This is a genomic window from Terriglobales bacterium, assembly GCA_035487355.1.
Lineage (GTDB): Bacteria > Acidobacteriota > Terriglobia > Terriglobales > Acidobacteriaceae > QIAW01.
In genome coordinates this window covers 90,117-103,005 of sequence record DATHMF010000031.1, presented here as the reverse complement: position 1 = coordinate 103,005, position 12,889 = coordinate 90,117, and the positions used below count along the sequence as shown (strand labels likewise).

The 12,889-nt window shown below is 55.5% G+C and carries 13 protein-coding genes; 8 read left to right on the top strand and 5 right to left on the bottom strand.

Annotation, left to right across the window (positions count from 1 at the left end):
• The first annotated feature begins 24 nt into the window (after nucleotides 1–24).
• From VK738_07745 to VK738_07715, 7 genes are all read left to right on the top strand, one after another.
• Nucleotides 25–336, top strand: coding sequence for a CopG family ribbon-helix-helix protein (locus VK738_07745; protein ID HTD22531.1), 312 nt, complete (start codon nucleotides 25–27; stop codon nucleotides 334–336).
• Complete coding sequence (locus VK738_07740; protein HTD22530.1) at nucleotides 327–659, top strand: type II toxin-antitoxin system RelE/ParE family toxin; 333 nt, start codon at nucleotides 327–329, stop codon at nucleotides 657–659. Before VK738_07745 ends, VK738_07740 begins: the two co-directional genes overlap by 10 nt.
• A 50-nt stretch (nucleotides 660–709) precedes the next feature.
• Entirely contained in the window at nucleotides 710–2,602 is a 1,893-nt protein-coding gene (gene dnaX, locus VK738_07735) for a DNA polymerase III subunit gamma/tau (GenBank protein ID HTD22529.1), read from the top strand.
• 17 nt (nucleotides 2,603–2,619) lie between these two features.
• Nucleotides 2,620–2,937: a YbaB/EbfC family nucleoid-associated protein gene (locus tag VK738_07730; GenBank protein HTD22528.1), complete on the top strand. Its 318-nt coding sequence runs from the start codon at nucleotides 2,620–2,622 to the stop codon at nucleotides 2,935–2,937.
• Between the two features lie 227 nt (nucleotides 2,938–3,164).
• Nucleotides 3,165–3,770 (top strand): recombination mediator RecR, encoded by a 606-nt coding sequence (recR, locus tag VK738_07725; protein HTD22527.1) that lies wholly within the window; start codon nucleotides 3,165–3,167, stop codon nucleotides 3,768–3,770.
• A 97-nt stretch (nucleotides 3,771–3,867) separates the two neighbouring features.
• Entirely contained in the window at nucleotides 3,868–4,008 is a 141-nt protein-coding gene (locus tag VK738_07720) for a hypothetical protein (GenBank protein HTD22526.1), read from the top strand.
• 9 nt (nucleotides 4,009–4,017) lie between these two features.
• Nucleotides 4,018–4,392: a hypothetical protein gene (locus VK738_07715; protein HTD22525.1), complete on the top strand. Its 375-nt coding sequence runs from the start codon at nucleotides 4,018–4,020 to the stop codon at nucleotides 4,390–4,392.
• 68 nt (nucleotides 4,393–4,460) lie between these two features.
• Here VK738_07715 and VK738_07710 read toward each other — a convergent pair whose 3' ends face one another.
• Both VK738_07710 and VK738_07705 read right to left on the bottom strand, forming a co-directional pair.
• On the bottom strand, nucleotides 4,461–6,830 hold the full coding sequence (locus VK738_07710) for an Ig-like domain-containing protein (GenBank protein HTD22524.1): 2,370 nt from the start codon (nucleotides 6,828–6,830) through the stop codon (nucleotides 4,461–4,463).
• 278 nt (nucleotides 6,831–7,108) lie between these two features.
• Nucleotides 7,109–7,489, bottom strand: coding sequence for a response regulator (locus VK738_07705; GenBank protein HTD22523.1), 381 nt, complete (start codon nucleotides 7,487–7,489; stop codon nucleotides 7,109–7,111).
• Between the two features lie 187 nt (nucleotides 7,490–7,676).
• Here VK738_07705 and VK738_07700 point away from each other — a divergent pair, with 187 nt between their 5' ends.
• A complete protein-coding gene (locus VK738_07700; protein ID HTD22522.1) occupies nucleotides 7,677–8,201 on the top strand; it encodes a DUF4337 domain-containing protein in 525 nt (174 codons plus the stop codon).
• Here VK738_07700 and VK738_07695 read toward each other — a convergent pair.
• The 3 genes from VK738_07695 to VK738_07685 form a co-directional block, all read right to left on the bottom strand.
• On the bottom strand, nucleotides 8,198–8,947 hold the full coding sequence (locus tag VK738_07695; protein ID HTD22521.1) for a DUF2071 domain-containing protein: 750 nt from the start codon (nucleotides 8,945–8,947) through the stop codon (nucleotides 8,198–8,200). The genes VK738_07700 and VK738_07695 overlap by 4 nt on opposite strands.
• 133 nt (nucleotides 8,948–9,080) lie before the next feature.
• Complete coding sequence (locus VK738_07690; GenBank protein ID HTD22520.1) at nucleotides 9,081–9,506, bottom strand: PilZ domain-containing protein; 426 nt, start codon at nucleotides 9,504–9,506, stop codon at nucleotides 9,081–9,083.
• A 156-nt stretch (nucleotides 9,507–9,662) separates the two neighbouring features.
• Nucleotides 9,663–12,827: an Ig-like domain-containing protein gene (locus tag VK738_07685; protein HTD22519.1), complete on the bottom strand. Its 3,165-nt coding sequence runs from the start codon at nucleotides 12,825–12,827 to the stop codon at nucleotides 9,663–9,665.
• Nucleotides 12,828–12,889: the final 62 nt, after the last annotated feature.

Sequence of the window (12,889 nt, the reverse complement as noted above, 5' to 3'; positions counted from 1 at the left end):
CATCAGATGTATTAAAATGTGTTTATGGCGAACACACGAAGCGCAACTCTCAGCATTCGTCTCAAGCCGGCAACCAAGAAACGGTTGGCGAAGTTGGCCAAAGAGTCTGGCCGCAGCGCAAATTTTCTTATTTCAGATGCGGTAGAGTCCTACGTCGCCGACCAGGAAAGAATGCTGGCGGAGATCGCCCAAGCCGACAGGCAGGCCAAATCGGGCCACTACATTAAACACGAGGACATGAAGGCATGGCTCCTCTCCTGGGGCACCAACCAGGAACTGCCGCCGCCGAAATGCGTTTGTGGTAAAAGTCACGACGATGAGGCGCCGTGTCGATAAAGCCGCCTGGGGGCCAGCGAAAACAGCGCGCGTGGTCGACCCAGATAGAAATCGTCTGGTCTCCGCTGGCGCGAGCACGGTTGCAGGAAATTCGGGCTTACGTGGAGTTAGATAAGCCCGAGGCAGCCGAGCGATTGGCCACACGCATTGTCGCCATCGTTGAAGCTCTGAGGAATCATCCTAATCTGGGGCGGGCAGGAAACGAGCCCGGGATCCGCGAGTTAGTCATCGGCGGGACTCCTTACATTGTCCTTTATCGAATACGAGGTAAGCGTATTACCATCAGTACGGTCTGGCATGGAGCGCAGCGTAAAAACCGCTAGAAGGGTTTAAAAAGCTAACTGCCGCCTTCCTCTCGTATAATCAAACTTTAATGGCCTACCAGGTTTTAGCGCGTAAGTATCGTCCGCAATCGTTTGCCGATGTCATTGGGCAGGAGCACGTCACACGCACTCTAAAGAACGCTATCGAGCAGCAGCGCATCGCCCACGGATACATCTTCAGCGGCCATCGTGGCATTGGCAAGACCACCGTAGCTCGCATCCTGGCCATGTGCCTGAATTGTCGCGGCGGAAAAGAAGACCGGCCGCAGGCTGAGCCTTGCGGCAAGTGCGACTCCTGTACGGAGATCCGCGCCAGCAGCTCGGTTGATGTAATTGAGATCGACGCCGCAACGAATCGCGGTATCGACGAAATCCGTGAACTTCGCGACTCGGCGCGTTATCGTCCCGCCCGCGACCGCTACAAGATTTACATCCTCGATGAGGCCCACCAGATTACCGATGCCGCCTTCAATGCCCTGCTGAAGACCCTGGAAGAGCCGCCTTCACACATCGTCTTCATGATGGCCACCACCCAGCCCGAGGATATTCCCCAGACCATCCGCTCGCGCTGCCAGCATTTCAGCTTTCATGCCGTGCGCTTTGATGAAATCGTGAACCAGCTCACAGCCATCGCCCAACAGGAAAAGATCAAGGCTGACCGCGACGCCATTGCTCTGCTGGCCGAGGCTGGTGACGGTTCTATGCGCGATGCCCTCTCCATCATGGACCAGGCCATTGCCTGTTGCGGCGAAACACTGACCGGTGAGGTTGTGCAGCAATTGGTGGGCACGGTTCCCGGTGAGGTTCTGGAAAAGATGATGGAGGCGGTTGCCGCTAATTCCAGCCAGGATGTCTTGCGCCTGGTGGATAAGCTCGTGACCGAAGGCCAGAGCCCTACGCACTTTACCAGGCAACTGGTCCGCTTCCTGCGCAATGCGATGGTGGCCAAGGTTGCGGGCGGCGATTCTGCGCTGCTGCAAATTTCTTCCGATGAGCGCGCACGTGTGGCCCGCACCGCCGAGCTGTTCAGCGAAGAAGACCTCACCCGCTTTCTGCAAATCATGCTGCGCACCCATGGGGACGTAAGCTACAAGTCCGAGCAACGCTTTCACCTGGAACTCGGATTGTTGAAGCTGGTCCATGCGCAACGGCTGTTGCCCCTGGAAGAGCTGCTGAGCGGAGCGACCGTAGAAAATCGCACTCAGTCTGTGCCATCCGCTCCCGCTTCGCAAAGAGCAGCCACGCCGCCATGCCCTTCGCCTTTCAGTCACGAAAGTGGTGGGACATCACGGAGTGAGCGCCCCTCGCCTTTCGAACGGGACCGCGCACGCCAAGACAATGTAAGAAAGACTGGACCCGAAATGTCATCCAGCACACCAGTGATAGTTGCCGGGTCGAGCGCGCTTGCCGTTGCTGTTGCGGAAGCATTGCCGGAGGAACCCTCTGCCGCCGAGCTACAACCTTCACCCGCTCCTGTGTTGGAACGGGAACAGGAACGGGAGCCGCAAGCGCAACCGGCAGAAGATCTGGTCAACCGCATCCGCAGCGCTGTGCTCGAAGCCCTGGAAAAGGGCGGTCAGCATACGCTGCTCTCAAATCTTGAAACTGGCCAGTGGAGCATTGCCGGCAATGAACTCGTGGTTCAGGTTGCGGTCCCAGCGACTTTTCTGGATATGGCCATGACCAACGATGCCAACCGCCTCGTGACCGCTGCCATCAACTCCGCTGCCAAGAGAATGCTGAAGCTGCGCCTGGAGAGCACGGCACGCGCCAATGGAGCAGTCGGAGCAGCAAGCGGGAACGCTCCGCCGCCGGCAAGAAGCACCGGGTCGTCAGGCTCGGCCCGCAGTCGCGCCGCAGATGATCCTGTGGTGCGGCACGTACAGGAAAAGTTCGCAGCCGAAATTCGCACGGTGATAGACCATCGCGAGAAAAGAAGCTAAGGTTTTTGGAGACAAACATGGGCGGCTTCAATCCCAAACAATTGCAGGAAATGCTGGCGCAGGCCAAGCAACAGGCCGAATCACTGCAGGAAAAGATGCGCGAGACCGTGGTGGATGGCTCCGCCGGCGGCGGCACCGTCACCGTCAAGATGAACGGTCAAAAACAGGTCCTGCGTGTGACCATTGACCCGGAGATGGTGAAGTCGGGCGACCTGGAGATGCTGCAAGACCTCATCACCGCCGCCATGAACGACGCCGGAAGAAAAGTAGATGAAGCCATGCAGTCCAAGTTAGGTGGAATGTTGGGCGGTATGGGATTAAGCGGGCTGTTCTGAAAAATGGGTATAACAGAAGACAAGCTCAACAAGATCGAAAGTTCTCGATCTTGTCATTCCGACGCGAAGCGGAGGAATCCCTATTGTGCCGATAAATTATCGTTCTGCGTTCCAAGAAAGTATTGGAGTTTAAAGGGATTCCTCGTCGCTATACTCCTCGGAATGACAAGATCGATTTTTTTAGGGCGGTAAAACCCATTAGATACTGCCAGATTCTTAGGTGATGAATGTCCAAGTTTGCCGAGCCCATGGCTCGACTGATTGAAGAACTGAAGAAGCTTCCCGGCGTCGGTAGCAAGAGCGCACAACGCCTTGCCTTTCATATCCTGCGCTCGAGCGAGGATGATGCCGGAGCGCTGGCCACCGCCATACACGACGTAAAAGACAAATTACGCCTGTGCTCGCTGTGCAATAACATTACCGATATTGATCCGTGCGTCTATTGCAGCAATCCGACCCGCAACCAGCGCCTGGTGTGCGTGGTGGAAGAACCCACCAACATTGCCGCCATCGAGAAGACGCGCCACTTTAACGGCGTCTATCACGTCCTGCACGGCTCCCTTTCGCCGCTGCATGGAATCGGCCCCGAGCATCTGCGCATTCAGAATTTGCTGAAGCGCCTGGAGCGCGGCGAGGTAGATGAGGTCATTCTCGCCACCAATCCCACCGTGGAAGGCGAGGCCACCGCGGTTTACCTCACCCAGCAGATCAAGCGCGAGCGTCTGCCGGCCAAAGTCACGCGTATCGCTATGGGCATTCCGGTAGGCAGCGACATTGAATACACCGATGAAGTCACCATGTTGAAAGCCATGGAAGGCAGAAGGGAGATGTGAGCACACTGGCTCACACCGCATGAGAACTGAAAAGAGACAGACGATGCGCAGGCCGCGAAAAACCCAAGGCAGTGTCGAGCAATTCGTGAAAAGCAAAATGAACCAACTCGCACATGCCGAGGACCTGCTCACCGTGCGGGAAGTCCTGGATCTGGTTTGCCACGAGTTCGACATAACTACACTTGAGGCAGTCAAGCTGATCGGCCACGCAAAATTGCATTTCGAGTGCTTTGATTAGGCATAGCCCATGCCCACCCGCATTATCAAACGTGAAGAAGTGGTCCGGGTTTTGACTGACTGGCGCGAAGGCCGGATGTCATCGGAAGAGGTCCTCCGATGGGCAGAAGCTTTTTATCCATCAAGCAGCTCGGATGTGGAATATGCTGACTGGGAAGGTGACAACTCCGTCACGAACGAGGTGCTGAGTGCTCTTGAATCATTGGATATGAATCTGGCTCTTCCCGAAGATGCACCCATTTACCTGGAGTTCCTCACAACGCCACCAAGTCGATTCGATGTAGGATATACCCAGTTCAAGCAGCAGATCGGTGCGATTGATTACGAGACACGGCGAGTGCAACTCAAAGATGTGCCGCTATACTTGCGATTTCTTCGAAAATAGCTGTTCGCGGTCGCGCCGCCAGAGGGCCCCACGAATTACTGCTTGGAATCGAACCCTTGGAGCTGTTCTTAATGCAATCCAAACACCGATAACTGCGATGAGGTCCCCACGTAGACTTTTCCGTTCACGATGGTGGGCACGGTAAACTTCACCGCGCCGCCGGGATGGTCATTGCTGTTAGCGTTGGAGTTATACAGCTCCGTAGCCAGGTTGGTCGCATCGAAGGCGTGGAGCACTGCGGATCCGGGTCCGCCGTAGGCATCCGCTTGAATGACCCAAAGAATTCCGTTGATATTGCCGTTGGCTGAAACCGAAGGCGTAGGACCAGGGAATCCGACTCCGACTGTGCTGCGCGAAGTTGGGCTGGAGGAAAGAAGGCCGCTTCCCGCAACATTGAACGCGTAGGCTTTGACCCGGTCACCCGATCCTCCGAAATAGACATTGTTGTTCCAGAAGGCCGGCATGCCCCATGTGCCGCCCACGGCGCTGGGAAGTTCCTGCACGATCTGCGTATCGCTGCTGCTGCACGTTGAGCAATACCCGCCCATGCTGTCGCGGTCAACAAGATAGATCTTGCCTTCCTTGCCGACTTGCACCAGCAGATGCGGATGCGCTCCGGTCACCGTAGGCAGCAACAGGACCCCGCCGGAACCTACATCTACATCACCATTATTCAAGCTGCCTTGGTTGAAGGGAGTGAAATAGCTTGCCACCGGGAATGTTCCGCTGGCTGGCGCTCCCAGGTTCATGATGCTGTCTCCGTAATCTTTGCCGCCGCTGTTGACATCGAAATTGCCGTTGCCTGTGGCAAAGAACACGTTGGTGCCATCGCCACCCAAGCCTCCGCCGCCCATCCAGATTCCAGCCAGTCCCGCATTAGGAGAGGTATTGAAAACCGCAACCTGGGCCAGGGTTGCGGGATTATAGGCCATTACCCAGCCATGGTAGGGTCCGCTATCGCAATGCGATGCCCAGCCGATATAGACCAATCCATTCTGCAGCAGCAAGCTGGTGCGGTTGAACTCTCGCAATGGATTAAAAGTGAGAACGCCACCCGAGGAACCGTCGCCGGTTCCGCTCACCGACGCCTGGATCACCATCGGCCCGCCAAACTTTTCTGCCCCAGTTGAAACATCGAGCGCGTGCAGGCGCTGGAAGAACTTGCCGCCCTCCTTGGTTTTCGAGATCACATACATCGTTCCCGTTACGGGATCGATCACCGGCGTGCTCGTGATTCCAATCTCTGGCACCAGGTCCCCGCAGCCGGTGTCGCCCCCACTATTTACCGCGCTGCCGCCCGGCGGAATCAGGCTCGTCTTCCACAGGGGACTGACATTGCCCCCAGCGTTATCATCGGCGTCAAAGGCATAGATGCTATCGTGCTCGGTGGCAACATAGACCACGTTGTGCACCCCTTTGCCGGGAATATTTCTGCCCGGCATGTAGAGAGGCTGGGCGTAAATGTATCCATCAACAGCCTGCGAAAATTGCCTGCCAAAGCGGGCCTTGTTGACATTGGCCGGCGTAAGCAGAGTTTCGTTGATGTTCTGGCCGGTCCGCGCGATGTCATTGTGGTAGGTGAGAACGGCGTATTGCACGCTGAGCTGCGCCGCGCCCGATACCGAACTGACTGGATCGGTCGCGGTAATCGTCACCGGACCGCCCAGGCTCAGTCCTGTCGCCACGCCTGTGTTCAACCCGATCGTCGCAACCGTGGTGTTGGAGGAAGTCCAGTTTACCGAGCTGGTAAAGTCCGCTGTGGTGTTGTCGGTGTAAATCCCAGTGGCAGTGAATTGCCGGCTTTCTCCCTGCACAATCGCCATGCTATTAGGCGAGACGACAATCGAGGCCAGCACGGCAGGCGTCACCGTGAACTGAGCGGTGCCGCTGACCCCAGTGGATGGATCTTGCGCAGTGATGGTGACCGGCCCTCCAACCGCGCTCCCGCGTGCAACCCCGATGTTGTTGATCGGCGCGACAGCGGCGCTGGAAGAGCTCCAGATCACGGAATTCGTAATGTTGGCCGTGCTGCTGTCACTGTAAGTCCCGGTCGCGATGAACTGCTGGATGCGTCCTTTGGCAATGGACGGACTTGCCGGTGTGACCGCCACAGAATTCAACGTAATTGCCGCTGACGTCACCGTCAACTGAGTCGTGGCGTGAAATGGCCCTGAAATCGCGGTAATGATCACCGTTCCCAAACCGACTGCCGTGATAAGTCCGGTGTTGGTAATGGTTGCGACGTTGGCATCCGAAGAAGACCATCGCACATGGCTGGTAATCGCCACCGCATTCTTCCCGGCGCTGGGAGTAAATGCCCTGTACGCGGTGAACTGCAGTGTCTTCCCCACTGCCACCGAACCCGCCGCCGGTACAAAGATAAATGTTCCCGCGCCCGATTGTGAACTTCCCGCGGGGATTGCGATTGCGCTGGTCATGATTAGGATCGTTACGATCCCGGCAATGCGCTGGAGAAAGCAGAGAAACCTCTTTCGCGTGGCTGAATGCAAGAAACTCTCCTAAACATGGGAACAAAACACGGTGGACGACCGTCTAGAGGGAGGGAGAAACTAATCTAAAGCCCGGAGTGCAACCAGTCAACGGAACTTCGCTTGTTGGTAAGTATCAAAGGTCTTAGACCTTGCGGACAGGAAGAGTTATGCAGTGGTTCATCCTGAGACTTGTCTATTGGTGTGGAACAACTCACAAGCGCAGACTACTCCCGCAGCTTCGCCAACAAATCTTGTGGATGTACCGGTTTAGCCAGGATTTCAAACTCGTGCCCCTGGTTGCGGGCCATCTCCAGCAGATCAGCCGTGGCCGCCTGCCCTGAGAAAAGAAGTACTTTGCAGCCCGGCAGAAATTCCCGAATCTTGATTACGGCTTCAATGCCGTTCATGTCGGGCATAATGACGTCGCTGATGACAAGGTCCGGTTTGTTGGCGCGGGCGCTCTCCAGTGCCGCCGCGCCGGTATAAACGGCCACCGCATCATAGCCAGATTGATTCAGGATGATCGCCAGAGTATCGGCAATCATCTGCTCATCATCAACGACCAGGACTTTGGGTTTGATTTTCCCCTTGCTGGTATCAGCCATGTCATCTCCGCTGCAAAACGGGATTGAACGCCATCAATAAACCTTTGATTATAAGCTCGACAGCTCGGAGCGGTAGCGGTGCGCCCACAACAAAATCAACTTCAGTTTATGGGAGTTGGCATGTTACATTTACGGCGGTTTCTACCATTTCAATAAAATCATTCTTAACGACTAGGGAGCGACATTCATGGAACCGCAGGAAATTCAGGAACAAGCCGAGCACGCGCATCATTCCGGTCAAAAAGGCATAGGACTTACCACCTCCATCGTGGCCGTCCTGCTGGCGGTTGCAACTTTGCTGGGCCATCGCAGTCACACCGAAGAGGTGATTCTGCGCACCGAGGCCAATGATCAGTGGGCTTATTACCAGGCCAAGAAAATCCGCGCGCATGTCTATGAGGCGGACGCGCAGTTGGCCAAGCTCTCCTCCGCGGACGCTGCCAAAGACGTTGCCGCCGACATGGCCAAGAAGAGCGCCAAATACGACAAAGATGCGGAAGAGATCCAGAACGAAGCCAACAAGATTGACGGCGAAGAGAAACTCGTGACCCGGCGCGCCAATTACTTCGATCTCTCGGAATTGTTTCTGGAGATTTCCATCATCTTCTGCTCCATTGCATTGCTGACGGAGATGAAGGTCTTCTGGAAGGTTTCTTTCATCACCACGATTGCCGGCATCGGCGCGATCGTCGTCGGATTTCTACTGCGCTAAAGCAGCCGCTCCGGGGCCCACACGAGTACATCTATTTCTCTCGCAAAATGGCACACGGGATTGAGCTTGGGCAGCTCGATTCCCGCCGCCTCGGCCATGGTGTTCACTTCAAACTCGGCTCGTGCTTCCTGCAAAGGCCAGGGCACATGATGGATATCCGCACGGTACAGCCTGCCCTGGTGGGGCGCGTACAGGCAATAGCGCTCGACCAGCCATTGCTCCAGTGATCGCGGCCGCGGTTGTTGTACGTCAGCTACAGGAACGTAGTGGGCCACCAGCTCCGCCTTCTTTCGTCCGCGTCGGCGCGACGAATACTCAAAGCCTGCAGCGATCTCCTTCTGGATCATCTTGGCGTGGTAATACGGCAAATGATAACTGGCTCTCGCGCCCATGACCGCCAACAGGCTGGCCGCATCCAGGCTGAAAAAGAAAACTCCGGGCTTCTCCTGATAGCGTACATATGTCCTGACATTCAGCTCAAGAAAGTTAGACGTTCCCAGAATGGGAGGCGCCCCACGCAAGCGCAGCCCGGTAATGCGAAATGGAGTCACCGCAATCCACGCCTGGCCATCACGAAGATCAAGTTGCAGCATCTCTGGGATAAGCGGACGCACGATGCTGGGTTCAAGTGGCCAGTGCGCAAACAGTAGGTTCCTCCATGTTTGCCGCATCAGCCACGGACGCGCCGGCAACGGCCAGGGCCGATGCGCTATAGACTCCAAAATCTTCTGTGCCTTGAATGACATTCGGGCTTTTGTCTAAGGGCTTCGCGGTGAACCGCTCCGCCGTCCTCACCCCAACAAGCCAAAACCGGGCTTGTCGGGGACCCCGACTCGCGTCTGACTCGCGCGCGACAGCGCTCGCCATCCGCTCACCCGTTTACGCCTGTGACTTTTTATCTTTGAGAAGCTGGCGAATGATGTGCTGTTGAGCATCGGTAATGGAAACAAACTCCAGCCCGTGGGATTGGTCTTTTTGATAGCGCACGACTGCATTCAGCACCATGGTAGCGCTCTTGTAGATCTTGGGCAGCTCAACCTTCACGGTTTGGCCTTTGCCCACCGGACGAGACAACACGACCCCCAAACCTGCCTCGCAGATGTCTTTGGCGTGACCGGCCAGAACATTTCCGCCTTCGACCACGCGGATTTCAGAATGCCAGGCACGGCGCTCATGCCTTCGGGATGGGGCGTAGTTAGCTACGGCGCAATCCTTTGTACGTTCAGTTAGAGGGCTTTGAAAAGTGGCTGCGACTATACAACGACCGGGGGCGAAAAGAAAGGGGTTTTGCCCGTATTTTGGCATCCGTAGAAAACCTGAAGTGCATCGTCCTAAAGATACCTGTACTAAGGAAGAAAGCTCTTAGCTCTTAGCCAAGAACAAAAGCTCACAGCGAATCAACGCGGATTGGTTCTTGATTCTTTAATGACCCGATGATCCGATGACCCAATGACTCAATCTCTAATGTGAGCTTCCAGAACTGTTTCCCCCGAACGAGCCATTGGAATCTCCCAGGATAAGCACCCCGCCCGCATTGGAAGTTGTTCCCGGTCCTGGACTAATCGTGATCGTGGATCCCATGGAAACACTATAGGACGTATTGGCAGCCAGCCCGGTTATCATGTGAATGTTGACACCGGCAGGAACGGTATAGCTAAGGCTCGACATAGAAATTCCATCATTCATGTTATGGGGAAAAAGGACCGCTATTCCATGGATAGCAACTCCTTCAAAGGAAGCTCCGCCAGTACTTTGAATATAGGTAGGATTCTCAGGTGAAGCTCCAACATCCGCACCTTGCAATAGCGTTAAGAACCGCACAGTCTGAGGTTCGCCTGCTGCATCGATTTTTACCCGGAACTTAATCGGTTCAGCTTGCGCTGCCTCGGCTACATCAGTTTGTTCCGTGGTGATCGCAGCACTCGCCGGCAGAAGAGAAGTGATGATGAGCTGCTGGCCGCTGTTATTGACTGCGATGGCGCGGTTCCCGGCGACGGTCGCCTGGTTCACCGTTTGCAACCAGACTTGTTTGAAACGGCTCTGATTTGTATTCGCCGTTTCCGCCCGGTCATAGGTGATGACAAAGTCAGGTTTGATCCAGACGATGGACCGGCTGGCGTGGCTGACGTCGCTCAAACTCTCATGCTCGGAATTGTAGAGATAAGTAGCGTCGCCCAGTGCATAGGTATATCCATTCGCGAAGGCGTAAGCCTTGATAAAATTCTGCGCTGCCGCCCTGGCCGCCGGAGTGTCTTCCACCATGCTCCATTGAGAACCGGTGTTAGAAATCTGCAGCCGATAGTCGGTGCGCGATACGGGAGCGTTTTGTATGGTCATGGAATTATAGGTGTTGGTTAATCCCAGACTGTAACTGGAAAGGCCTTTGGTGAGCCACTCCCCTTTTCGGTAAAAATTAAAACTGAGAGCATCTCTGTGCTGATGGTCTACGGCGTTCCAACCAGAGCGGAAATGAAACCAGGCAGCGCCTGTATCCCAACCGGTTCGCGAGTAGAGATGGCCAATCCCTGGAACGTATTGGTTCAAGGCCATGGACAAACGAGGATCGGGCAGTGCCTTGGGATCAACGCTTGGGTCAAAAAGCAGAAAATAAAAGATGGACTGAAGCTTGCCGGGAAAATCGCTATAGTCTCCACCTCGACTGACTACTTTATCGATTCCACCGGGCGGCAGATAAGCAACGGCCCAGCGGATCAAATTAAGGGTCGCGCTGTCACCTCGGGACTGAGCGTAAAGCGCAAGAGGACCTGACAATGCAACCTCATCGCGGAAGAGGTAGCGCTGCATATCGCCGTAGTTAGAAGGCAGATAGACCGGGGAATCGAATCCCATGGCATTGTAAGTCGCCGGGTCATCCAAGGTTGATGGACTAAGCGTATGGAACCGGCTGGCAAGCAGATCCGGCCAAAAAGGATTATTGCTCAGCACCACCTGCGGTCCGTATTTCGCCGGATCATCCACGCCCGCGGTCCGCAAGGCCAGAAAGTACTGGGCAAGATAGGCAGTCGTTTGCGGTGAATATTCAAAACCCTCGGCAAACAACCCGCCTTTACAGTCGTTGGTCATCAGATTATCGAGGACATACCCGCGCGTACCGGTCGCGGTGGAAATAAATTTTCGGACGTCGTTGTTAGGATCATCCTGCGGATCGAGCACAAGCGAAAGAAAAGTCAGAAGCCTCAGCTCCGATGTGTAGTAGTTATTTCCTGAAAAGCGTACAACATTGCGATCCGTCACCAGAGTTGCAGAGTTTTCGTAAGGCTTCAACAGATCATAGGTGTAGGTAAAACCAGGCCCATTGCCCAACGGGTCAGGATGGCCATCGGTCGTGGTATTGGCATTGATAAGGTCGCTGGCCCAAATTGTGTAGAGCTGCAGAAGCTTGCCCTTATCGCTTGCCGTCAAAGAAGGATAAATCCAGTCTACCGTGGTGAAGTATGCCTCACCGGTCCAGCGGCTCCTGTTGTCAGCGATGAAAGCGGGATCATGCGGGCCCTGCAAAAGAGGTGTAACTAACCTATCCATCAAAATTGTTCTGGCCCTTTGCGCATAGTCAGCCGCTTCCGCAGATACCGGGTCTACCAGCGACATGAACGCGAAAAGCTCTGCCGTAGTCTCGCAAAAGTTGATGGTCTCAGAGATGGTAGTCGTGCAAACGATCTGGTTGCTGTCCATATCCGCTTTTGCTCGAATAGCGATCTTTTGCAGCCCTTGGGCGTACATCGGATTGCTGGCGACGGCCCATGCTCGCAGACGCGGCAAATCGCTGGCAGTGATCCAAATACGTGGATGCCCGGTTACCTGTGTGGGAAGCGTCACCGTGACACTGGCCGAGGCCGATTGGTTCGCATCCGCCTGCGACACCGCCGTCACGCTTACGCTGGCAGGATTGGGCACAGCCGCCGGCGCTACATACACGCCCGACGTGGAGACGGTACCAATGGTCGCGTTCCCGCCGGTCACTCCATTCACCTGCCAGGTCACCGCCGTGTTCAGGGCCCCCGTGACGGTTGCGGCGAACGGATAAGCTGCATTGATGACAACCGGCGTACTGGTCGGCGCTATGGTGACACTGACGTTGTCAACCGTGAGCGTGCTGCTCCCCGTGACCAAGCCAAAAGTGGCGCTAACAATAGCATTGCCAGAGGTCCTAGTGGTCGCCAGTCCCAGGCTGCCGATCGTGGCAACCGCGGGTTTCCCGGAGCTCCATGTTACAGAATCAGTAAGGTCATGTTGACTGCTGTCACTGTAAGTTCCAATCGCACTGAACTGAACCGAACTACCCAGCAGAACGGAGGGATTGTTAGGTGCTACCGCGATTGAGCTTAGAGTCGCCGAACCTACCGTCAACCGGGCAGAAGCTTTGAAAGGACCGCTCAAAGCTGTGATGGTGACTACTCCTGGGGTGCTGCCGCTGGCTTTTGCGACGCCGGTATGTGGATCAATCGCAACCACATTTGGGTTAGAGGAGGACCATGTGGTATCCGTGGTAACCGCCCGTTCGCCACCCTGTTGTCCCGTACCTCGAAAAGACGCGAGCGTCGCGGCGTATGGCAACTGACTGTTAAGCCCAACGAGTTGATCAGAAGGACGAATCCGCAACCGCATCGGGCCCTTCTGTGCAGATAAAGGAAGGGCCGCGGCCACTAGAACAGCCAATGCAAGCAGGC

Bases quoted from the DNA above. Each gene is read 5' to 3' on its own strand.
- VK738_07745 (HTD22531.1), top strand. From the start codon at position 25: ATGGCGAACACACGAAGCGCAACTCTCAGCATTCGTCTCAAGCCGGCA.
- dnaX (HTD22529.1), top strand. From the start codon at position 710: ATGGCCTACCAGGTTTTAGCGCGTAAGTATCGTCCGCAATCGTTTGCC.
- VK738_07730 (HTD22528.1), top strand. From the start codon at position 2,620: ATGGGCGGCTTCAATCCCAAACAATTGCAGGAAATGCTGGCGCAGGCC.
- recR (HTD22527.1), top strand. From the start codon at position 3,165: ATGTCCAAGTTTGCCGAGCCCATGGCTCGACTGATTGAAGAACTGAAG.
- VK738_07720 (HTD22526.1), top strand. From the start codon at position 3,868: ATGAACCAACTCGCACATGCCGAGGACCTGCTCACCGTGCGGGAAGTC.
- VK738_07715 (HTD22525.1), top strand. From the start codon at position 4,018: ATGCCCACCCGCATTATCAAACGTGAAGAAGTGGTCCGGGTTTTGACT.
- VK738_07710 (HTD22524.1), bottom strand. From the start codon at position 6,830: ATGACCAGCGCAATCGCAATCCCCGCGGGAAGTTCACAATCGGGCGCG.
- VK738_07705 (HTD22523.1), bottom strand. From the start codon at position 7,489: ATGGCTGATACCAGCAAGGGGAAAATCAAACCCAAAGTCCTGGTCGTT.
- VK738_07700 (HTD22522.1), top strand. From the start codon at position 7,677: ATGGAACCGCAGGAAATTCAGGAACAAGCCGAGCACGCGCATCATTCC.
- VK738_07695 (HTD22521.1), bottom strand. From the start codon at position 8,947: ATGTCATTCAAGGCACAGAAGATTTTGGAGTCTATAGCGCATCGGCCC.
- VK738_07690 (HTD22520.1), bottom strand. From the start codon at position 9,506: ATGCCAAAATACGGGCAAAACCCCTTTCTTTTCGCCCCCGGTCGTTGT.
- VK738_07685 (HTD22519.1), bottom strand. From the start codon at position 12,827: ATGCGGTTGCGGATTCGTCCTTCTGATCAACTCGTTGGGCTTAACAGT.